General features: G+C 71.3%; 17 protein-coding genes. 7 read left to right on the forward strand and 10 right to left on the reverse strand.

Features of this window, described 5'->3' with window-relative positions:
* Window positions 1–69 precede the first annotated feature (69 nt).
* Window positions 70–738, forward strand: a complete 669-nt coding sequence (locus tag AB0C66_RS18065; RefSeq protein ID WP_362438883.1) for a DUF305 domain-containing protein — start codon at window positions 70–72, stop codon at window positions 736–738.
* 71 nt (window positions 739–809) lie between these two features.
* Here AB0C66_RS18065 and AB0C66_RS18070 read toward each other — a convergent pair whose 3' ends face one another.
* Window positions 810–1,715: a M56 family metallopeptidase gene (locus AB0C66_RS18070; protein WP_362438886.1), complete on the reverse strand. Its 906-nt coding sequence runs from the start codon at window positions 1,713–1,715 to the stop codon at window positions 810–812.
* A complete protein-coding gene (locus tag AB0C66_RS18075) occupies window positions 1,712–2,080 on the reverse strand; it encodes a BlaI/MecI/CopY family transcriptional regulator (protein WP_362438889.1) in 369 nt (122 codons plus the stop codon). Before AB0C66_RS18075 ends, AB0C66_RS18070 begins: the two co-directional genes overlap by 4 nt.
* Window positions 2,081–2,219: 139 nt before the next feature.
* Here AB0C66_RS18075 and AB0C66_RS18080 point away from each other — a divergent pair, with 139 nt between their 5' ends.
* The gene (locus AB0C66_RS18080; protein ID WP_362439939.1) at window positions 2,220–2,771 is read left to right on the forward strand and encodes a TerD family protein; all 552 of its coding nucleotides are present in this window, start codon (window positions 2,220–2,222) and stop codon (window positions 2,769–2,771) included.
* A gap of 263 nt (window positions 2,772–3,034) precedes the next feature.
* Here the strand turns inward: AB0C66_RS18080 and AB0C66_RS18085 are convergent, their stop codons facing one another.
* Window positions 3,035–3,922 carry a hypothetical protein gene (locus tag AB0C66_RS18085; RefSeq protein WP_362438891.1) on the reverse strand — a complete coding sequence of 296 codons (888 nt, stop codon included), beginning with the start codon at window positions 3,920–3,922 and terminating at the stop codon, window positions 3,035–3,037.
* Window positions 3,922–5,190 (reverse strand): VWA domain-containing protein, encoded by a 1,269-nt coding sequence (locus AB0C66_RS18090; protein WP_362438894.1) that lies wholly within the window; start codon window positions 5,188–5,190, stop codon window positions 3,922–3,924. Before AB0C66_RS18090 ends, AB0C66_RS18085 begins: the two co-directional genes overlap by 1 nt.
* Window positions 5,191–5,366: 176 nt before the next feature.
* Between AB0C66_RS18090 and AB0C66_RS18095 the strand changes: the two genes are divergently transcribed.
* Both AB0C66_RS18095 and AB0C66_RS18100 read left to right on the forward strand, forming a co-directional pair.
* The gene (locus tag AB0C66_RS18095) at window positions 5,367–8,171 is read left to right on the forward strand and encodes an alpha/beta fold hydrolase (protein ID WP_362438897.1); all 2,805 of its coding nucleotides are present in this window, start codon (window positions 5,367–5,369) and stop codon (window positions 8,169–8,171) included.
* Window positions 8,168–9,022 (forward strand): ABC transporter permease, encoded by an 855-nt coding sequence (locus AB0C66_RS18100; protein WP_362438900.1) that lies wholly within the window; start codon window positions 8,168–8,170, stop codon window positions 9,020–9,022. Before AB0C66_RS18095 ends, AB0C66_RS18100 begins: the two co-directional genes overlap by 4 nt.
* Window positions 9,023–9,034: 12 nt before the next feature.
* Here AB0C66_RS18100 and AB0C66_RS18105 read toward each other — a convergent pair whose 3' ends face one another.
* Window positions 9,035–10,219, reverse strand: a complete 1,185-nt coding sequence (locus tag AB0C66_RS18105; RefSeq protein WP_362438903.1) for an FAD-dependent monooxygenase — start codon at window positions 10,217–10,219, stop codon at window positions 9,035–9,037.
* A 773-nt stretch (window positions 10,220–10,992) separates the two neighbouring features.
* On the opposite strand from AB0C66_RS18105, the gene AB0C66_RS18110 reads away from it, so the two are divergent.
* The 3 genes from AB0C66_RS18110 (at window position 10,993) to AB0C66_RS18120 (ending at window position 15,399) form a co-directional block, all read left to right on the forward strand.
* Complete coding sequence (locus AB0C66_RS18110) at window positions 10,993–13,311, forward strand: glycosyltransferase (RefSeq protein WP_362438906.1); 2,319 nt, start codon at window positions 10,993–10,995, stop codon at window positions 13,309–13,311.
* The gene (locus AB0C66_RS18115; RefSeq protein ID WP_362438909.1) at window positions 13,308–14,555 is read left to right on the forward strand and encodes an acyltransferase; all 1,248 of its coding nucleotides are present in this window, start codon (window positions 13,308–13,310) and stop codon (window positions 14,553–14,555) included. Before AB0C66_RS18110 ends, AB0C66_RS18115 begins: the two co-directional genes overlap by 4 nt.
* A 229-nt stretch (window positions 14,556–14,784) precedes the next feature.
* Window positions 14,785–15,399 carry an extensin gene (locus AB0C66_RS18120; RefSeq protein ID WP_362438912.1) on the forward strand — a complete coding sequence of 205 codons (615 nt, stop codon included), beginning with the start codon at window positions 14,785–14,787 and terminating at the stop codon, window positions 15,397–15,399.
* A 78-nt stretch (window positions 15,400–15,477) separates the two neighbouring features.
* Here AB0C66_RS18120 and AB0C66_RS18125 read toward each other — a convergent pair whose 3' ends face one another.
* From AB0C66_RS18125 to AB0C66_RS18145, 5 genes are all read right to left on the reverse strand, one after another.
* Window positions 15,478–16,371 (reverse strand): lysozyme, encoded by an 894-nt coding sequence (locus AB0C66_RS18125; protein WP_362438915.1) that lies wholly within the window; start codon window positions 16,369–16,371, stop codon window positions 15,478–15,480.
* Window positions 16,372–16,582: 211 nt separating this feature from the next.
* Entirely contained in the window at window positions 16,583–17,230 is a 648-nt protein-coding gene (locus AB0C66_RS18130; protein ID WP_362438918.1) for a TetR family transcriptional regulator, read from the reverse strand.
* A 45-nt stretch (window positions 17,231–17,275) separates the two neighbouring features.
* Window positions 17,276–19,441: a xanthine dehydrogenase family protein molybdopterin-binding subunit gene (locus AB0C66_RS18135; protein ID WP_362438921.1), complete on the reverse strand. Its 2,166-nt coding sequence runs from the start codon at window positions 19,439–19,441 to the stop codon at window positions 17,276–17,278.
* Entirely contained in the window at window positions 19,438–20,439 is a 1,002-nt protein-coding gene (locus AB0C66_RS18140; RefSeq protein ID WP_362438924.1) for a xanthine dehydrogenase family protein subunit M, read from the reverse strand. Before AB0C66_RS18140 ends, AB0C66_RS18135 begins: the two co-directional genes overlap by 4 nt.
* The gene (locus tag AB0C66_RS18145) at window positions 20,436–21,029 is read right to left on the reverse strand and encodes a 2Fe-2S iron-sulfur cluster-binding protein (RefSeq protein ID WP_362438927.1); all 594 of its coding nucleotides are present in this window, start codon (window positions 21,027–21,029) and stop codon (window positions 20,436–20,438) included. Before AB0C66_RS18145 ends, AB0C66_RS18140 begins: the two co-directional genes overlap by 4 nt.
* Between the last annotated feature and the right edge of the window lie 43 nt (window positions 21,030–21,072).

Consider the following 21,072-nt stretch of genomic DNA (forward strand, 5'->3'; position numbering starts at 1 on the left):
GGCCGAATCGCGTCACCCCGCCGGAAAAGCCACAGAACCGACCCTCACCGACAGACGAGGTACCTCGACATGACCGCAATCACCCATGCCCGCCGACGGCCGCTCCGCCGCCGTGTCGCGGTGGCTGGCGCCGCCATCACGGCGGGGCTGCTCCTTGCCGCATGTGGCGGCCAGAACGGCAAGGAGGATGCCGGGCACGGGGGCGCACACCCCTCGGCGTCCTCCTCGGCGGCTCCCCGCTCCGCGAAGGACGCCTTCAATGACGTGGATGTCCATTTCGCACAGATGATGATTCCGCATCATCAGCAGGCCCTGGACATGGCCCGGCTGGCGCGCGGCCGGACGTCGGACGCGCGGATCGGGCGCCTGGCCGGAAGGATCGAGAAGGCTCAGGGGCCGGAGATCAGGACCATGAGGTCCTGGCTGAAGTCCTGGGGCGCTCCGCGGCCGTCTGCCGGGGACGGTATGCCGGGCATGGACCACGGCTCGGGCGGCGCGCACGGCGAGGGCGGCATGATGTCGCGGAAGGAGATGGACCGGCTCAAGGCGGCCGACGGCGTCGCCTTCGACCGTACCTTCGCCCGGCTGATGATCGAGCACCACAAGGGCGCCATCGCGATGGCGAAGGACGAACGGCGGAAGGGGCGAAGCGCCGCGGCCACGAAGCTCGCCGGTGACGTCATCGCCGGTCAGTCCGCGGAGGTGGCGACCTTGCGCACCCTCCTCGACCGGATCTGAACCACATCGTCCCTGTCGCTCCGGGCCCACCGGGTCCGGAGCGACGGCGCTCGCGGTCGCGGATTCGTGGCCTAGCCGAGGCCCGGAAGGCAGCAGGTCACGAGCGGAAGCAGCGGTACGGCCCCGGCCCCGGCGGCCACCGCTCCCCGCACCACCGGATGCACCGGTCCGCGCGGAGCCAGCATCCGACGCAGCCGGACCACGGCGTCCGCGCCCCCGGCCGGGAACGCGCCCCGCGGCGCTCGGCCCTCCGCCATGGCGTACAGGGCCGACGCGAGCACCTCGCGTGGATGGCGGCGCAGCGCCCGGTCGTCCGCGGCCATCTCGAGCAGCAACGCCGTCTGCTCCCTGACGACGCGCGCCAGGGGCAGCCACCGGAAAACCGTCGCGAACGCCTCGGCCGCGGCCAGCGCCAGATGGTGGCGGCCCGCGACATGTGCGCGCTCATGCTCCAGCACGGTGTCCAGCTGGGCGGGTGACAGCACCCGCAGTGCGCCGGAGCTCACGACGATCCGGGGGCGGCGGCCCGGCAGCGCGTACGCCACCGGTGTCTCGTGGTCGAGCACCGTGGCACCCAGCCGCGCCGAGCGTCGGCCCACCAGGTCCAGCATGCCGCGGTGGCGGGTGCGGGCGCGCCGGGCCCGCAGGAGGTGATGGCCGAAGCACAGCAGTGGGAGAAGAGTCACGCCGAGCGGTACGGCGATGGCCGGAACGCCCGTGAAAACAGGGACATATGTGTTCAGTGCCAGACCACAGAAGCGGAGCAAGCCGGACATTCCATTATGAAGATGCCCGGTTGGGGCGATGAGGTGGTAACTGGCCAATGACGCCGCGAGAGTGAACGAGGCGGCCAGACCCTGCCACATCGCGACAGCCAGGGCGGGGAAGCGATACGACCAGGTGCCGCGGGACAGCGCTCTCGGGGTCAGAACGCCGACCACCGCCGCGTAGCAGACCAGCGCGAGCGCGTCGGTCACGTCTGCGGCCGCCGTCCGGTGCCCCGCAGCGCCTTGCGGAGGGCGTTGACCTCCTCCGGCCCCATCTGCCGCACGAAGTGGGCGAGGGCGGCCGTCCGGTCGTCGCTGGTGCCGAGCGCGTCCTCCATCAGCGCGGCGGTGTACTCCTCGCGGCTGCGCACCGGCGAGTACACCCAGGCGCGGCCCTCCTTGGCGCGCAGCAGCCAGCCCTTGTTGTAGAGGATGCCGGCCACCGTCATCACTGTGGTATAGGCGACGGGACGGTGCTCATTGATGTCATCCACGATCTCCCGCACCGTCGTGGGACGCCGCCATGCCCAGAGGCGGTCCATGATCTCCGCCTCGAGCTCCCCCAACCTTCGCATGGCCGCTTCCTTCCTCCGTTTGTACGCAGCTCCATAGTAGAGACCCCTCATCGGCGCCCTGCGGGCGGCTCCCGGAAATGCTCAACTCCCCTTGCCGCGCGATAGGATTGACGGGATCCGTACGCGACATCGGAGAACGATCCGAGGAAGGGAAGTCTGGGTGACTGGTCTCAGTAAGGGTCTCCGGAAAATCGAGGTGGCACTCAAGTGGGATCCGAGCCCCACGGGTGAGGCGCCCAATGATCTCGACATCGTCGCCGCGACCTACCCCGCCGCCGATCCGTTCGGCGAGCCCGCCTATCTTGTCCACTTCGACAGCCGCTCTCCCGACGGCACCATCAATCTCAACAGGGACAGCCGTACCGGTCAGGGCTTTGGTGTGGACGAGGCCATGACCCTGGAGCTCGACCGGCTGTCGGCCGAGTACTCCCGCGTCGTCGTGGGCGTGGCCATCCAGCAGGGGGCCGGGCGGAAGACCTTCGGCGACGTCGCGAGCACCAGCGTCCGCATTGCCGAGGGGTACACCGAGCTGATAAAGAGCGACTTCTCCGGTGTCTCCGGGGCCACCGCCGCCACCGTCGCCGTATTCACCCGTGACGACGCGGGGGAATGGGTAATGCGCAGCACCATTCGCGGTTTCGATACCGAGCCGGGGGAATTCGCGCGGCTGATGGGCAAGGATTATTCCTGAGCGACGACTCGCCCGGTCGCCCTCACGGTCCGATAGGAATCATTGACGCCCGGAACCACGGTGCCTGGTATTCCGGTTGGGTGCGCAGCGTGTGGGTCGCCCGGTGCGGGGCGTACGCCTCGGCGCCACCTCGCATGGCCCCGCCGTCCGGGGGGCGTTCGCGTCGTGGATGCCGAGGGCGGTCACGCGGGAGAGCGGGAAAAGTGGCGGTGCCGCTGTTCCGCCCGGCACAGGCGGAACAGCGGCACGTACGGGAGATCCGGTCAGCCGTCGGCCGGTGGGCGGCCCGAGCCCGTGCCCGCGGCGCGCGGCCCCCGGGTCAGGGTGTAGCCGCCCACCGCGGCGAGCGCCCCGAGCGCCCCGCCACTCGCGGTCCACACCCAGCGGTCGGACCACCAGCCGGAGCCCCAGCCGTCCTCCGGCTCGGCGACCGCCCGCGGCGGCTCCTCACCGGAAGCGCCGGAAGCGCCGGAAGCGTCTGCATCGCCGGAATCATCGGCATCCGTGGAATCGTCGGTGCCGACCGTACCCGCCCGCAGCGACGGGTTGAGCGGCTCGGCCAGCTCGCCGCCGTCCGCGTGCTTGCCGCCCGCGTCCCGCGCCGTCGCCGTGACCTCCGCGTCGATGGGCAGTCCGAGGTCCTGTTCGGGCAGGTCCACCACGGTGAGCCGCAGGTAATAGGCGCCGGGCAGCGGATCGTTGGCCCAGCGCTCGGACCACGACCGCACCTGGCGCACCGTGCAGCTCAGGCTCACGGAGGTGTCCTGCTGGTCCGCGCGGTGCGTCGGGCCGCCCGACGCACACGGCTGGTGACGGCGCAGTCCGTCGTAGACGTCGAGCTGCCAGGTGGCGCCGCCGTGCCGGGCGGAGCCGTCCGGCAGCTTCACCTTCGCCTCGACGGCGGGGATCTGCCCGGCTGCCACCGGGACCACCCAGTACAGATAGTCGCCCGTGGAGGCCGGGGCGGTGGCCTTCTCACCCTGCTCGAGCGCGGTGGCGGTACGGAAGTTCGTCCCCGCCTCGGTCAGACCGTCCTTGCCGCCCCGGTCGTCCTTGCCGCCGTCGCCGTCCGCGACGGCCGGGGCGACGGCGGTGAGCAGCGCCGCCGCGCACAGGGCGAGCACGGCGCCCGCCTTACGAAGGGCTCGCATCAGTTGGACCTCCAGACGGTGATACGCCAGCGGGCCACCCAGCCCCAGATCAATCCCACGACCAGGCCGGTCACCGCGAGCACACCCAGCAGCACCCAGCCACGGCCGAGACCGAAGGCGGCCACATCCGCCGGAGGCTCGTCGTTGTCGACCACGTCCACGGCCAGCTCGACCGGCAGCCCCGGAGTGCGCTTGACGCCCGCGGGCGCCGAAAACGACTGGCTCAGCTCCAGACACACCGTCCGTGCCGTGGTGTCCTCGTCGTCATCCGCGTCGGCGACGGGATAGCGCAGCCCGGTGGAGATGACGTCCGTACGGCCGCTGCCCGCCTCGCTGCCGCGCACCAGCTCCCGGCCGCCCGGTGTCACCGCGCGCAGCAGGATGCCGTAGTCGGGGTCGACGGCACGGTCGGCGGCCACGCTCACCGAGGCCCGCAGTTCCTTGCCGGGCGCCACCTTCATGCGGTACCAGCGGTGTTCGCCGAACCGCTCACGGTCGTTGTACAGACCGGTCCCCAGCTCGGGGGCCTTGGCGCACTGTGCCGCGCCCCGCACCCCCGTGGGCGTCTGCACCGGGGTCTCGGCGGAGCGGCGCACCAACTGCTTGATCCGGGACGAGAGCTGATCGGTGTGCTGGATCGCCGTATAGGTGCCACCGGTGGCCTCGGCGATACAGCTCAGCTGCTCACGGACCTTGCGGTCCAGGGTCAGCCCCAGGGTGTCCACGACCAGGTGGGTGCCGTCGGCGGCCAGCTCACGCGCGACATCACACGGGTCGGGCTGTCCGCAGGAGTCCTCGCCGTCGGTGATCAGCACGATCCGTCGGGTGGCGTCGTCGCCGGCGAGGTCCTTGGACGCCCCGCGCAGCGCCAGACCGATCGGGGTCCACCCGGTGGGGCGCAGCGTGGCCACGGCGGCCTTGGCCTCGGTACGGTCCACCTGGCCCACCGGATACAGCTGCTTGCTGTCCCGGCAGCCGACCTCGCGGTCCTTGCCCGGGTAGCTGGCGCCCAGGGTGCGGATACCGAGCCGGACCTCTTCGGGCGTGGCGTCCAGCACCTCGTTGAACGCCTGCTTCGCCGCCGACATCCGGGAGGCGCCGTCGACGTCGCGGGCCCGCATGGAGCCGCTGACGTCCAGGACCAGTTCGACCTTGGGGGAGGGGCGCGACGGTTCGTCGGCGGTGGCGGTGGGTGGGAGTATCAGGCCGCAGGCGAGGGCCGCGAGCAGCCCGGCAGCGCCTGTCACCAGACGTTTCTTTATGATCACCGCGGCATCCTATGGAGCATCATATGACTGCTCCAAAAGCCGTGACGCGGGGGCGGTGGCGCCACGGCCCGTACCGCGTCGGGTGTACGGCGCGTGTCCGGATACTCCCCCGGGAGGGGGTGAGAATCCGACCGGTGTCAGCTCCGCCGACGGCCTCACATGCCTAGGGTGCAGACATGGATCTCCGAAAGACCCGGTTGCGGCTACCGTGGCGCCGGCCGGCCCGGCCGCGGGGCCGACGGCTGCTCGCCTCGGCGGCGGCCGTCACCGTTCTCGCGGCGGCGGGCACCTTCGCGGTCGCCGCCTCCGGTGGCCAGCCGTCCGTGCACCGCGAGGACCGGGTGCTGACCATGCCGGGCGCGCGCCTGGACACCTCCTACTTCACCGAGGGCGGCGGACGCCGGCCCGCGGTACTGCTCGCCCACGGCTTCGGTGGCTCCAAGGCCGACGTCCGTGAGCAGGCCGAGGAGCTGGCCCGCGACGGCTACGCCGTACTGACCTGGTCGGCGCGTGGCTTCGGCCGCTCCACGGGGAAGATCGGGCTCAATGACCCAAACGGTGAAGTGGCCGATGTGCGTCGGCTGGTCGACTGGCTCGCCGAACGGAGAGATGTGCGGCTCGACCACCGGGGCGATCCGCGGGTCGGTGTCGCCGGTGCGTCCTACGGCGGGGCGATCTCCCTGCTCGCCGCCGGGTACGACCGGAGGGTCGATGCCATCGCGCCCGCCATCACCTACTGGAATCTGGCCGACGCGCTCTTCCCCAACGGGGTGTTCAAGAAGCTGTGGGCCGGGCTCTTCTTCACCACCGGTTCGGCCGGCCCCTCCGGGCCCGGCGAGGACGGGGGCGAGGACGGGGGCGAGGACCGGGACGGCGAGTCGCGGGAGCGGGGCGGACAGGGCACCGGGGACGGCCCGGCGGCACCCGGCGGGCCGGGCCAGGAAGGTCCGGCGCGCGGCGGGGACGGGGGCTGTGGACGGTTCGAGAAGCGGCTGTGCGAGATGTACGAGCGGGTCGCGGTCGCCGGAAAGCCGGACGCCGCGGCCCGGCGGCTGCTGGAGGAGCGCAGCCCGTCCGCCGTGGCCGACCGGATCAAGGTCCCCACACTGATCCTCCAGGGGCAGACCGACTCGCTCTTTCCGCTCGGGAACGCCGACGCCATGGCGAAGTCCGTCAAGTCCCATGGCGCACCGGTCGCCGTCGACTGGATCGCCGGTGGACACGACGGCGGTGACAGCGAGGTCTCACGTGTCCAGGGACGTGTCCGGGCCTGGTTCGACCGCCACCTCAAGAACGACCGGAGCGTGGACACCGGGCCCGCCTTCCGGGTCACCAGGACCGGCGGTGTGGACTCCACCAACGGCTCCGTCCAGATGCGCGGCGCCACCGGCGACCGCTATCCGGGTCTCATGGACGGCCCACGGACCGTAGGGCTGCGCGGACGTGAGCAGTCGTTCGCCAACCCGCCCGGTGCGGGTCCGCCGTCGGTGTCCACGGTGCCCGGGGTGGCCGGTCTTTCGCAGGCGGCCTCCCTGGGCGTCGGCCTCTCCAGCGATACCCCCGGACAGTTCGCCCGCTTCGACTCCGCGCCGCTGGACCGGCGCCTGCGCATCACCGGATCGCCGGAGGTCACCCTGCGGGTGAAAGCGGACACGGACGACGCCGTGCTCTTCGCCAAGGTGTACGACGTCGGGCCGGACGGCAAGCAGGTGCTGCCCTCGCAGCTCGTCACCCCCGTCCGGGTCTCCGACGCCACGGACGGGCGTACCGTCACCGTGCGGCTGCCCGCCATCGACCACGAGGTCATCGCGGGCCACCGGCTGCGGCTGGTGCTCGCCTCCACCGACCTCGGCTACGCCTCCCCGGCCGAGCCCGCCACGTACACCGTGGCGCTGTCCGGCCGCGGGCTCACGGTGCCCACCGCGCCCGATGTGCACACCCAGCCCGCACCGCTGCCCTGGTGGGTGTGGGGGCTGCCGCTCGGCGGAGCCGTGGTGGCGCTGGCGCTGCTGGTCACCGGGAGGCGCCGGACGGCCGCGCCCGCCCCCGACGCCCAACGGGCCGATGTGCCCCTGGAGATCACCGGTCTGAGCAAGCGCTACGCCGGGTCCGACGACCGGTACGCGGTACGGGACCTGTCCTTCCGGGTCGAGAAGGGACAGGTGCTCGGACTCCTCGGGCCGAACGGCGCGGGCAAGACCACCACGCTGCGGATGCTGATGGGGCTGATCACCCCCGACGACGGTGAGATCCGGGTCTTCGGCCAGGCCATCCGGCCGGGAGCCCCCGTGCTCTCCCGGGTCGGCGCGTTCGTCGAGGGAGCGGGCTTCCTGCCGCATCTGACCGGCAGGGCCAATCTCGAGCTCTACTGGCGGGCCACCGGACGCCCGGCCGCCGACGCACACCTCGAGGACGCGCTGGAGATCGCGGGCCTCGGCAGCGCCCTGGAGCGCGCCGTACGGACCTACTCCCAGGGCATGCGCCAGCGGCTCGCCCTCGCACAGGCCATGCTCGGCCTGCCGGATCTGCTCATCCTCGACGAACCCACCAACGGTCTCGATCCGCCGCAGATCCGGGAGATGCGCGAGGTGATGATCCGGTACGCGGCCGCCGGCCGTACGGTGATCGTCTCCAGCCATCTCCTGGCCGAGGTAGAGCAGTCCTGCACCCATCTGGTGGTCATGGACCGCGGGCGGCTGGTGCAGGCGGGGCCGGTCGGCGAGATCACCGGCACCGGTGGCAGTGTGCTGGTGGGCCATGAGGGGGAGCTGAGCGACGCCCTCGTGGACAAGGTGGCCGCGCTGCCGGGCATCGCCTCCGCCCGCCGTACCGGCGCCGGACTGCTGGTGCTGCTCGACGGGGCCGCCCCCGCGCGGCTGCTGGCCGAACTGGTGCGACTGGAGATCCCGGTGTCCAGCTTCGGGCCCCAACGGCGCCTGGAAGACGCGTTCCTGACGCTGATCGAAGGAGGAACCACATGAGTTCCGCGACGGAAGCGGCTCCCGGCTACCGGGCCCGTCACACCCTGCCCCTGCGGGTCGAGGCGGTACGGCAGCTACGGCGGCGCAGGACCCTGGTGATGGGCGCGGTGCTGGCCGCGCTGCCGTTCGTCCTCGTGGCGGCGTTCGCCGTCGGTGGCGCGCCCGAGGGGCGGAACGACCGGATCACCCTGATGACCACCGCGACCGCCTCCGGCGCCAATCTGGCCGCCACCGCGCTGTTCGTGTCCGCGGCCTTTCTGCTGGTACTGCCGGTGGCGCTGTTCTGCGGGGACACGGTGGCCTCCGAGGCCGGATGGTCGTCACTGCGCTATCTGCTGGCGGCCCCGGTACCCCGGGCGCGGCTGCTGGCGAGCAAGCTGACCATCGGCCTCGTGTTCAGCGCCGCCGCCATGGTGCTGCTGCCGCTCGTGGCGCTGGTGGTGGGCACGGCGGCCTACGGATGGGGACCGCTACGGCTCCCCACCGGGGGCGAACTGGCCGTCGGGGACAGTCTGGCCCGGCTGGGGCTGGTGGTGGCGTATCTCTTCGTGTCCCAACTCGTCACCGCGGCCCTCGCGTTCTGGCTCTCCACCGTCACCGACGCACCGCTGGGCGCGGTGGGTGGGGCGGTCGGGCTGACCATCATCGGCAGTGTGCTGGACGCCGTCACGGCGCTGGGTTCCTGGCGCGAGTTCCTCCCGGCGCACTGGCAGTTCGCCTGGGTGGACGCCCTCCAGCCACATCTGGAGTGGGGTGGCATGGTGAAGGGGGCGGCGGTGTCCGTGGCCTATGCGCTGGTGCTCTTCGCCCTCGCCTTCCGTGGCTTCGCCCGCAAGGACGTGGTGTCATGAGCGTGGGGCCGGTCAGTAGTCCTTCAGGGTGAGCGAGTTGATCACTTCCTGGAAGTCGGCCGGCCCGTCCACCAGCGCCTCGGCGCCCGCCGTGGCCGGATCCTGCTCCATCATGGCGTCCATCCGCTCCTTGTTGGACAGCGCGAAGTCCTGGTTGGCCGTCATATACGGACGCAACTCCCGCTCATAGGCGGCGAAGGCCGCGGTGTGATCGCCGCCCGCGGCCTTCAGCTCTCCCGCCAGGACGTACGCGCCCACCAGGGCCATACTGGTGCCCTGGCCCGACAGCGGTGAGCCGCAGTAGCCCGCGTCGCCCAGCAGCGCCACCCGGCCGCGTGTCCAGGAGTCCATCCGGATCTGGGACACCGAGTCGAAGTGGAAGTCGGGTGCGCCCCACATGTACTCCAGCATCCGTGGCATTTCCCAGCCCACGTCCGCATATGCCTCCGCCACCAGCCGCTTCCGGTCCGACACCGTCGAGTCGCGCAGCAGCCGGGTGGGCGGCTCGTCCGAGTGGAAGCCGATGAACACACGGGCCTCGGTGTTGTCCCGGACACTCATCACCATCCCGCCCCAGGTATTGCCACGGGTCCGGTAGATCACCTGCCAGCGGTCCAGCTCGAGGTAGTTCGGCACCGTCCACACGCCCAGATAGACACCGAGGTGGCGCAGGAAGTCCTCCTCCGGTCCGAAGACCATCGCCCGGGTGCCGGAGTGCACACCGTCCGCGGCCACCACGATGTCGAAGGAGCGCCTGGCGCCACGCAGGAAGGTGACCGCCACCTCGTCGCCGCCCTGGGCGATCGACGCGATCGAGTCGTCGAAGAGGTACTCGATCCCGCTGCCACCCGCGCTGAAGAGGATGGAGGCCAGATCGTCCCGGAGGATCTCCACATCGGGACTGTCGATATCTCCGCCGGTGGCGGTCCGTTCGGTGGTGCTGAACAGCTCCTTGCCGTCGTCGTCGACCACGGACATCCCGCGCAGCCCTGTGCTCCGGCGGCGGATCTCGGGGAGTACGCCCATGCGTGCACACACGTCGAGTGCCGGACCCCGCACATCGATCGCCTGCCCGCCCGGGCGCAGCCCCGCGGCCCGTTCCACCACGGTGACCTCGTATCCATGGCGGTCCAGCCAATAGGCGAGCGCCGGTCCGCCGATGCTGGCGCCGGAAATCAGAACCCTGGTTCCGTGCATGTGTTCCTCCGTCTCGGCCCAGGGTTTTTCCCTGGTCCCCGAAGGCTGCGGAAACACACCGACAGATCACCGACGTCGGGCCGACGTCCGCCGATTCCCACCGACGTGGCGCCGACACCTCACCGACACGCCTTCCACACCCTCGACACACCACCCGCACAACGGAGTTGGAAACGCACACGGTGGCGTGTGGGGACATCATGGGGAAGTGAGCCATTAATGAGAGTGTTACGTCGATGTGTTGTGTGGGTCCCCTGTGATCGATGAGACTTGGCTTTCCGACCGGCGAGCCCAAAAACGCCGGTACGGTCGCACTGGTGATGTTCGGTCCGCCCCCCACGATCCGAACAGGATGGGACCACATGATGATTTCACTGGAGCACGTTCGCGTGTCCCGAGGGCCTGACGCCGCGGCGCTCGCCTATCCCAGACCCCGCCGGAGAGCTCACCTCTCCCCGCGCGGATCGGTCATGGCCACGGCGTAGCCGCCGCGAAGTCCCTGCCGAACGGCAGATTCACCGCGAGACCGGCACCGTCCGGGCCGCGGCGGCACCTCGATGTGTCCGCCGCCCCCCACCCCCGGCGCGTCGGCCTCTTCGGCCATGCCATATCCGGCCCGCCCGTCCGCAGCCACGACGGGCCCGGCGGTCTGTTCCCGCCCGGCCGGTGATTCCGCATGCCCGCGGCCGTTCGGTGACGCACATCTGTGAGAAAGGAACGGAACGGTGCTCATTTCGCACCAGCCACGAACACGCGAATCGTCCCCACGGGCCGTGCCCGCCCCCCGAAACGGCACACCTGGCCAGAGCGGACACGTACTGGCCGTCGGCACTCCCGGGCCACGGCTCGACGAACTGACCCGCACCCTGCGGTCAACCGGGCATGAGGTGAGCCATGCGGCGCCCGGCGATGTCGTCCGCCAGGTGCGGCAGTCGCCGCCGGACGCCATCGTCGCCCTCGACGACAGCCGGCACGGTCTGGAGGTGATACGCGAGGTCCGCGCCGCCCCCGCCGGCCGGGCCCTCCCGCTGGTCATGGTGACCACCACCCGCGGTCCCGACGATGTCGCGGACCTGCTGCGCGGTGGCGCCGACGACTGCGTACCCGACAGCTCCGACCCCGTGGAGCTGTCCGCCCGGATCGAGGCCAAACTCCGCCGTGTCCCGGTGCCGGTCGAGAACCTGCTGCTCGATCCGCGCACCGGTCTGTACTCCCAGCGCCACTTCCTCGGTGAACTCGACCGTGAGCTGCGCCGGGTGGAGACCAGCCGCACCGGCGGTGTGGTGGCCATGGTGGCCGTCGCCGAGATGTCCGCCCTCGAAGCCCGGCTGGGCTCGCGGGTGCGCCGTGAAGTGGCCGAGCGGCTGGCCGGAGTGGCCGAGAAGCTCGAGGACTTCTGTGACCGGCTCGGCTGGGACGAGGAAGGCCGACTGCTGATCCTGATGCCCGGTGTCGACGAGGACACCGCACGTGGCAGGTTGCAGAAGTTCGCCAACGCGGTGGCCGGCACGCGCTTCGTCGTGGCCGACGAGAACGTCCGGCTGACCCCGGCGATCGGCTGGGTCCCGCTGGCCGACTGCTCCGACCACGGCCTGGCCGTGCAGTGGGCCCGGGACGCGGTGAACGAGGCGATGCGCCACCGCGATCTGCGTCCGGTGAAATACGCCCCGTGGATGCGCGGCGCCCCCCGTGTCCGCCGCGCTTTCGCCGAGGCCGTCCGCGGACTGCTCTCCGCGCTCTCGCCGTTACTGGTTCTGGTGCTCGGAGTCGGCATCCCGTTCCTGGTCTACCAGCAGGCGTACGCGACACTGGGCTGGGACATCGGCTCGGCCGCGTACTGGGTGGTGGTGTCCGGCCTGGTGCTCTCCGCCGGGATGATCGTGCTGGAGTGCCTCTTCTCCCTCGACGCCACCCCCCGCCCCGAGCGCCCCTCGCAGCCGTACCCTCCGGCCAGCGCGGTCATCGCCGCGTACCTGCCGAACGAGGCGGCCACCCTCGTGGACACCGTCGAGTCGTTCCTGCGCCTGGAGTACCCCAACGAGCTGGAGATCGTGCTCGCGTACAACACGCCGCACCCCATGCCCGTCGAGGACACCCTGCGGGAGATGGCCCGGCGCGATCCCCGGCTGGTGCTGCTGCCCGTGGCGGGCAGCACCTCCAAGGCCCAGAACATCAACGCGGCGGCCACCCGGGTGCGCGGTGAGGTGGTCGGTATCTTCGACGCCGACCACCACCCGGCCCCCGACGCCTTCCAGCACGCGTGGCACTGGCTCTCCAACGGCTATGACGTGGTCCAGGGCCACTGTGTGGTCCGCAACGGCGAGAGCTCATGGGTGGCCAAGCTGGTGGGCGTGGAGTTCGAGGCGATCTACGCCGTCAGCCACCCCGGCCGCACCCGGCTCTACACCTTCGGTGTGTTCGGCGGTTCGAACGGGTTCTGGCGCACCGATCTGCTCGCCCGCACCCGTATGCACGGCACGATGCTCACCGAGGACATCGACTCCACCATGCGCGCGCTGCACGAGGGCGCCCGGATCGCCACCGACCGCACCCTCGTCTCGCGTGAGCTGGCGCCCACCACCGTCAAGGCGCTGTGGAACCAGCGCTCCCGCTGGGCGCAGGGCTGGCTCCAGGTGTCGCTGAAGTATCTGTCCCGGGCGCTGCGCTCCAAGGCGTTCACCGCCCGTCAGAAGGCCGGACTGCTGGTGCTGCTCGGATGGCGTGAGATCCAGCCCTGGCTGACCCTCCAGATCCTGCCGGTGCTGCTGTACTCGGCGTGGCGCGCGGGCGGTGTGGACCAGCTCGACTGGACGGTGCCGATCTGTCTGCTGGCCACCCTGCTGACCCTGTCCGCGGGTGTGGTGCAGGCGCTGTTCGCCTGGCGGCTGGCCGTACCCGAACTGCGCCGCCGCAAGGCGTGGTTCTGGCAGTACCTGCTGGTGTCCACCTTCTTCTACAGCCACTTCAAGAACATCGTGGCCCGGCAGGCGCTGCTGAAGGAGGTGCTGCGGGACCGTCAGTGGCGCGTCACCCCGCGGCTCGGTGACGACAAGGCGCCGTCCGCCGACGAGGAGGCGGTGAGCCGCTCGTGAGCACGGTGTCCACGGCGCCGGTCCGCCGCAATGCGACCGCCCAGCCGCGGAAGCGGCCGGAGACGCCCGCCCGCGACCGCAACGGCGAGATCCAGGGGTTCCGCGGGCTGGCCGCTCTCTCCACGGTCGTCTTCCATGTCTGGCAGCAGTACTTCATCTACGACCGGGACGGTTCACACCCACCGGTGACCAACCGGTACGCGAACGCACTGGTCTCGCTGGAGGTGATCGATTTCTTCTTCGTGCTGTCCGCGTATCTGCTGACGCTGTCGTACGCGAAGGCGGCGATCGAAGGGGGATCGACGCGGCCCGGCCGTACGTTCCTCTTCCGGCGGGCGGTGCGGATCGTGCCGCTGTACTTCCTGGCGGTCGCGTTCGTCTGGGCGACCCGCAACCCGACCCTGCCCGGTGAGTGGACGGACCTGGTCCGCCACCTCACCTTCACGCAGGTGTTCGACGAGGAGCAGATCTTCTACACCATCGGCCCCACCTGGTCGCTGTCGCTGGAGATCATGTTCTATCTCGCGCTGGTGGTGCTCGGCCCGCTGGCCGCCCGCGCCACCCGGCCCCTGCGCCGGAGGTCGGCGCGGGTGGCGGTGTGCGCGGCGGGATGCGCGCTGCTGTACATCGGTCCGTTCGTCTGGATCGCGGTCGCCCGCTACGGGTTCCACGTGCCGCATACCGAATGGCCGGTGTACTTCGGGCCGCAGGCCCGCTTCGGCGGGTTCGCGGCGGGCATGGGGCTGGCGGTGGCGGCCGTCGCCCTCGGCGACCGCGGAAAGCTCGGCCCGCGGCTGGCGGTCACGCTGCGGCTGGCCGCGGCGGCGGGGCTGTACACACTGTCCCTCACCGGTGAGGAGGCGGAGGACCCCGCCACCACCTTCTACCATCCGCTGGCCGCCCTGCTGTGGGCCCTGCTGCTGTTCAGCACGGTCCATGTGGAACGCCACGGACGGTGGAGCAGGTGGCTGACGACCCGCTGGCTGACCCTGGTGGGACTGGCCAGTTACAGCCTCTTCGTCTGGCATGAGCCGATCATGCTCGCGCTCTACCGCGGCGGGCTGCTGCCTCCGTCGGGCCAGGAGGGTTTCCCCCTCGCCGTGGTGGTGGTGCTGGCCGTGGCCGTCCCGGTGGCGCTGCTCAGTTACTGGGCCATCGAGTACCCGGCGAGTCTGCTGGCGAGGCTGAAGGACTCCCGCGGCCGTCCGCGGGAGTTCTACCCGGAAGCGACCGCCCGGACATGAACGCGCGGTCCCCGGTGTGTGCCCGTCGCACACCGGGGACCGCACACCATGTCCTCCCCGCCCGCTGCGGAGCGGTGTCGCCACGGGATACCATCCGCGAAGTTGTTCAGCATGTAACAACTGCGCATCGGGCTGTCCTTCACCGCTGTGATCAGGCTTTACTGGTGCGCCGCAACAGCCACGCGCACCACCGTGCACAAGCCACGCACAACGGGGAGACAGCGACACAATGGGCCGACACAGCCGAACGACACCAACGCAGCAGGCGCGTGCCAATACGCTCAAGGCGGCCGCCGCCCTCGGTGTGGCGGGCACCATCGCCTTCGGTCTTCACTCGTCGATCGGGGGTGACCGGTCCGTCGAGGCGCGCTCCGATGTGAACTCGGCGCAGAAGCAGTCCCCGGACGTCGACCCGGTGGAGGACAACACGCCCTCCGGCAGCCATGTGAGCCCGTCCGCCTCCGAAGAGCCCAAGCCGGTACCGGACACCCCGGGCGCACCGGACACCCCGGACACCGCGTCGTCCCGTGGCACCCACACCGACGGTGGCTCAGGACGGCACGCCAGGCCCGCCACCCCGTCCACGAGCGCCCCGGAGCACACGCCGTCGGACGCCGCCACCCCTCCGGCCCAGCGGGCCGATCAGGTGCCCACCGAGCACACCGATGTGAGCCAGGAGCCCAGCGCCGCTCCGACCGGTTCCTCGGACGAGCCGGGCGAACCGTCGAAGTCGCCGCAGAACGACGGCGAGCACGGCAAGGGTGTCGTGGGCGGTGTGGTGGACGGTGTCGGCGACACCCTGGACGGTGTCATCGGTGGCATCGGCGGTGTGCTCGGCGGCTGACGTCCGGCTGTGTCCGGCGGTTGACGCCGAGGTGTGTCCGGCGGTCGACGCCGAGAGGTGTCCGCGGCGGGCCGACGTCTACCCCTCGGCCAGGGCCTTGAGGGCGTCCAGATCCCCGTTGAACTGGTCGTGGTCGCCCACCACCGGCCCGGTCGCGGTGTACTGCCAGAGGGTGTGCGACGGCCATCCGGCCGGCATCGGCCCGGGGGTGGCGGCGTAACGCGCCAGCCACAGCGGGTTCTCCGCCAGGTCCGGGCTGTTTCCGGTGCAGCTCGCCCACCAGTTGGTGGTGGTGTAGATCACCGGGGTACGCCCGGTGCGCTCCGCCACCGTCTGGCTGAAGTCCTTGATCCAGTCGACCATTTGGGCCGGAGTCAGCCCGTAGCACTCCGCTCCGTACGGGTTGTACTCGATGTCCAGTACGGGTGGCAGGGTGATGCCGTCGTCCGCCCAGCCGCCACCGTTGCTCACGAAGTAGTCCGCCTGGGCGGCGCCGCTGGACCGGTCGGGCAGTGCGAAGTGATAGGCACCGCGGATCATGCCTTGTTCCGCCGCGCCGTTGTACTGCGCGGAGTACGAGGGGTTCTTGTAGCCGGTGCTCTCGGTGGCCTTGACATAGGCGAACCGGACATTCGAGTTCCAGAGGGCGGCCCAGTCGACCGTTCCCTGATAGTTGCTGACGTCCACACCCTCCACACCGCCCGCGAGCGTGGCCTTGGGGGCGGCGTCGGGGTCGGTGGCCTCGTGTTCGGCGATGGTGGAGCCCATCCAGTCCCGCCCGGGATGTGCGAGGGGTGCGGGTGACGAGGACCCGGTGGCGGGCCCGGGCCCGGGGGGCTCCGCGGAGGCCATGGCGGGCGCCAGGGTGGCGAGGACGGCGGTGGTGACCGCGGCTCCCAGTCCGCCGAGGGCGTAGGGCGAGCGCAGCCGGGACGCGGCCCGGTGTGCGCCCTTACCGGATCTCAAGGACATGTGTTCCTCCGTTCCGCATTCGAAGGTACGCGCGTAGATCCGCGGAAGGGAAGCCGGTCGCGGGGCGTGGCCCGTGAACGAGGGGTTTCCGTAGGACTCCACCGGGTGGGCGGGGGAGCAATGACCGCTATGCGGTGGCGAAACCGTGAAATCACCTGCTGGTCGGAGAATTTCGCGGAATGTTCCGCCATCCGTGGCAGTGGGGGATCCCTCAGCCGTCCTGGATGCCGGCCGCCGGTGGGCCGTCCGGTATGCAGTAGCCCGCCACCAGCGCACGCGCCGCCCGGATCGCGCGGGTGGCGATGGCCTCCGCCACCTCGCCGGGCTCACCGAACTTGCCGTCGAGCAGCAGGGTCACATAGCCCCGGGCGAGTGCGTGCAGCGCGTCCAGCAGCGCCACCGCGGTCTCCGCCCCCCGGCCGGGCGGCAGCACCTCGAACGCGCTCGGCAGCAGCAGATCGACGAACTCCCTGGTGGAATTCTGAAGTTCGGGCCGGGCGGCAAGCAGTCCGGGGACGTTGAGGATGGCGAAGGCGCTCCGGTAGCGGGCGGCCGCATGCACATAGCTGCCCGCCACCATGGCCAGCCGCTCCCGCGGGGTGTCGACGGTGGCGAGGGCCTCCTCGTGGATCGTCCGCAGCCGCCGCGAGGCCTCCAGGGCGGCGGCCGCGAGCAGGGCGTCACGGTCGGCGAAGTGACGGTACGGCGCACCCGGGCTGACCCGGGTGCGGCGCGCGGCCTCCGCGACGGAGAAGCCACGCACCCCGACCTCCTCCACGATCTCCAGGGTGGCCTGCACCAGCGCCGCTGCCAGATCGCCGTGGTGATAGGTGTCGCGTCCCTTCCCGGCGCCCGTCATCCCTGTCGTCTCCCGGCGCCCGTCATCCCTGTCATCCGGCCGACCCTACCCGACCCGGTCCGGCCGCCCACCCCGCGCCGGCCTGGGCTTTCCGTCCTCCGGACGGGGCGCCCGCAGGGCCTCGCGCGAGCGTTCCAGACGGATCGGCAGATCGCGCACCCGCTGCCCGGTCGCATGGTGGAAGGCGTTGGCGATCGCCGCCGCCGCACCCACGATGCCCAGTTCACCGATGCCCTTGCCGCCGAGCGGATTGGGGCTGTTGTCCCGTTCCTCGAGCCATGCCACCTCCAGCTTGGGCACATCGGCGTGGGCGGCGATGTGATAGCCCGCGAAGTCGTGGTTGGCGAAGTCGCCGAAGACCGGATCGACCTCCCCGATCTCCAGCAGGGCCATCGACAGACCCATCGTCATCGCGCCGAGGAACTGCGAGCGCGCCGTGTGCGGGTTGATGATGCGTCCGGCCGCGAACATCCCCAGCATCCGGTCCACCCGGATCTCGCCGGTGTCACGGTCCACCCGCACCTGGGCGAATTGGGCGCCGAAGGTGTGCCGGGACATCTCCGGCCGGTTGCCCAGGTCCTCGCCGGTGTCCGCCCGCACCTCCAGACCGCTGTCCGGGGCCACACCGCCGAAGGCGTCCAGCTCCTTCAGCAGCGCCCGGCACGCCTTGTCCACCGCCCAGCCCCAGGACGCGGTGCCCAGCGAGCCGCCGGCGAACGGGGCCATGCCCAGCGACGCACGGCCGATCTCCAGCCGCAGCCGCGACAGCGGAATGGACAGGGCGTCCGCCGCCACCTGTGTCATCGCGGTACGGGCCCCGGTGCCGAGGTCGGCCGCGCCGATCCGCACCAGGAACGTCCCGTCCGGCTCGGCCCGCGCGAACGCGGAGGAGGGGAAGGTGTAGTCGGGGTGGTGCGAGGCGGCCACCCCGGTGCCCACCAGCCAGCGGCCCTCGTGCCGGACGCCCGGCGCCGGGTCCCGCCGCTCCCAGCCGAACCGGGCGGCTCCCTGGCGCAGACACTCCACCAGGCTGCGGCTGCTGAACGGCTTGCCGGTGCCCGGGTCCACCTCGGGTTCGTTGCGGATCCGCAGCTCGATCGGGTCCATGCCCAGCTCTTCGGCCAGTTCGTCCATGGCCGACTCCAGCGCGAACATGCCCGGTGTGTGGCCGGGGGCGCGGAACCAGGCCGGGGTCATCACATCGAGCGGCGCCACCTTCACCGTCGTCCGGGCGCTGGGCGCGGCGTACATCATCCGCGAGGAGCTCACCGTCTGGTCGGCGAACGGCACCAGACGCGCGCGCTGCTGCACCGACTCGTGCTCGAGCACGGTCAGCCGGCCGTCCCGCTCGGCGCCGAGACGGACCCGCTGGATGGTGGGCGCCCGGTACGGGATGAGCGCGAACATCTGCTGCCGGGTCAGCGCGATCTTCACCGGCCGTCCCACGGCACGCGCGGCCAGCGCCGCGAGGACCACGGGGGACCGCGGAATGCCCTTCGACCCGAAACCGCCGCCGATGTGCTCGGCCACGACCTCCACCGCGCCGTCCGCGAGCCCGAAGAGCCCGGTCAGCAACTGGGCGCTCATGAACGGACCCTGGTCGGAGTTGTACAGCGTCAGCCGGTCCTCGTCCCACACCGCGATGGTGGCGTGCGGCTCCATCGGGCTCACATGCTCCACCGGAGTGGTGTACGTGTGGTCCACCCGGACCGGGGCGGCGGCCCAGGCGGCGTCGGTGTCCCCGCGCTCCTCGAAGCCGGGACCGCCGTCCGTCATCGTCTCGGGGATCTCGGCGGCCTCGTCGTCGGCGCGCAGCACCACATCGTGCGGCTCCCGCTCATAGCTCACCCGCACCGCCGCCGCGCCCTCGCGCGCCGCCTCCAGCGAGGTGGCCACCACCGCGGCGACGATCTGGCCGTGGTACGCCACTTCGGGGGACTGGAGCACGAACAGGTCCGCGCTCACCTCCGCCTCCGCGTTCAGCCGCGGGGCGCTCCCGGAGTCCAGCACCGCCAGCACACCCGGCCGGGACAGCGCCGGAGCGGGGTCCACCCCGGTCACCCGGCCGCGGGCGATGGTGGCCTGCACCGGCCACACATAGCCGACGTCCCCGATCGGGAACTCATAGGCGTAGCGCGCGGCCCCGGTCACCTTGTCGAGGCCGTCGACCCGGGTCATCGGGGCGCCGACCGTCCGCTCGATGGTGGTCATGCGCGGTCCTTCCTCGCGATGAGGTCGCGGATCCCCGCGACGATGAGATCCACGGCCAGATCGACCTTGAAGGTGTTGTCGGGGAGCGGGCGCGCGGCGGCCAGTTCGGCCCGCGCCGCCTCGCGCAGCGTCTCTTCGTCCGGCCGCCGCCCGCGCAGCCGCTCCTCCGCGACGACGGCGCGCCACGGCCGCGGCGCCACTCCGCCGAGCGCGATCCGGACGTCCGCGAGCGAGCCGTCGTCGGCCACCGACACCGAAGTGGCCACGCTCACCAGGGCGAAGGCATAGGACCAGCGGTCCCGGACCTTGCGGTAGCGCATCGCCGCGCCCGGCGGTGGCGGGGGCAGCTCGACGGCGGTGATCAGTTCGCCGCGCTCGAGCACGTTCTCCCGCTGCGGGGTGTCACCGGGCAGCAGATACAGCTCGGCCACCGGCACCGTGCGGGTGGCGCCGTCCACCGACCGCAGATGGGCCACCGCGTCCAGCGCCACGAGGGCCACCGCCATGTCCGACGGATGGGAGGCCACACAGTGGTCCGAGGTGCCCAGTACGGCCAGATCGCGGTGGGCGCCCTGGACCGCGGGACACCCGGTGCCCGGCTCGCGCTTGTTGCACGGCTTGGTGATGTCCTGGAAGTACACACAGCGGGTGCGCTGGAGCAGGTTGCCGCCCACCGTGGCGACCGTCCGCAGCTGCCCGGAGGCGCCCGACAGCAGCGCCTGGGACAGCATCGGGTAGCGGGCCCGGATCCCCGCGTCGCCCGCCAGCTCGCCGTTGCGCACCGTGGCGCCGATCAGCACGGAGCCGTCGTCGCGGTGGTCGATCCGGTCGTACGGCAGCCGGGACACATCCACCAGCAGACCGGGGTCGGTGACCCCCAGCTTCATCAGGTCCACCAGATTGGTGCCGCCGCCGAGATAGGTGGCGTCCGGGTGCTGCGCGATCAGCTCGGCCGCCTCCTGGGCGTCGCCCGCGCGGGCGTACGCGAACTCCTTCATCGCGCACCCCCGGCGGTGCTCGCGGTGGCGGTGGCGTCGCCGGGCGCGCCCGCTGCCTCCAGGACGGCCTCCACGATGCCGTTGTACGCGCCGCAGCGGCACAGATTGCCGCTCATGCGCTCACGCACCTCCCGTCCGTCCAGCTCCGCCGGGTCGGCCACGCCCGCCGCGGTGTCCTCGGTGACATGGCTCGGCCAGCCGCGCCGGGCCTCACCGAGGGCGCCGATGGCCGAGCAGATCTGGCCCGGGGTGCAGTAGCCGCACTGGAGCCCGTCGTGGTCGAGGAACGCCCGCTGCACCGGGTGGAGTCCGGAGCCGCCGTCCAGCTCCGCCACGCCCTCGATCGATACGATCTCGCTCCCCTCGGCGGCCACCGCGAACATCAGGCAGCTGTTCACCCGCTCGCCGTCGATCAGCACGGTGCAGGCACCGCACTGGCCGTGGTCACAGCCCTTCTTGGTGCCCGTCAGACCGAGCCGCTCGCGCAGCACATCGAGCAGGGTCGTCCGGTTGTCGATGGTCAGAGGATGGTCCGTGCCATTGATCCGCAAGGTGATGTCGCTGCTCGGTGAGTGATGTGAGAGCCTCATACATTGAATGTATCAACCTCTTACATCCAGTGCGAGGAGAATG

This window comes from Streptomyces sp. NPDC048636, from assembly GCF_040650655.1.
Taxonomy (GTDB): Bacteria; Actinomycetota; Actinomycetes; order Streptomycetales; family Streptomycetaceae; genus Streptomyces.

Coding starts and splice junctions, on each gene's coding strand:
- AB0C66_RS18085 (WP_362438891.1), bottom strand. CDS start 3,922: ATGCGAGCCCTTCGTAAGGCGGGCGCCGTGCTCGCCCTGTGCGCGGCG.
- AB0C66_RS18125 (WP_362438915.1), bottom strand. CDS start 16,371: ATGTCCTTGAGATCCGGTAAGGGCGCACACCGGGCCGCGTCCCGGCTG.
- AB0C66_RS18075 (WP_362438889.1), bottom strand. CDS start 2,080: ATGCGAAGGTTGGGGGAGCTCGAGGCGGAGATCATGGACCGCCTCTGG.
- AB0C66_RS18145 (WP_362438927.1), bottom strand. CDS start 21,029: ATGAGGCTCTCACATCACTCACCGAGCAGCGACATCACCTTGCGGATC.
- AB0C66_RS18130 (WP_362438918.1), bottom strand. CDS start 17,230: ATGACGGGCGCCGGGAAGGGACGCGACACCTATCACCACGGCGATCTG.
- AB0C66_RS18065 (WP_362438883.1), top strand. CDS start 70: ATGACCGCAATCACCCATGCCCGCCGACGGCCGCTCCGCCGCCGTGTC.
- AB0C66_RS18135 (WP_362438921.1), bottom strand. CDS start 19,441: ATGACCACCATCGAGCGGACGGTCGGCGCCCCGATGACCCGGGTCGAC.
- AB0C66_RS18100 (WP_362438900.1), top strand. CDS start 8,168: ATGAGTTCCGCGACGGAAGCGGCTCCCGGCTACCGGGCCCGTCACACC.
- AB0C66_RS18120 (WP_362438912.1), top strand. CDS start 14,785: ATGGGCCGACACAGCCGAACGACACCAACGCAGCAGGCGCGTGCCAAT.
- AB0C66_RS18105 (WP_362438903.1), bottom strand. CDS start 10,219: ATGCACGGAACCAGGGTTCTGATTTCCGGCGCCAGCATCGGCGGACCG.
- AB0C66_RS18095 (WP_362438897.1), top strand. CDS start 5,367: ATGGATCTCCGAAAGACCCGGTTGCGGCTACCGTGGCGCCGGCCGGCC.
- AB0C66_RS18140 (WP_362438924.1), bottom strand. CDS start 20,439: ATGAAGGAGTTCGCGTACGCCCGCGCGGGCGACGCCCAGGAGGCGGCC.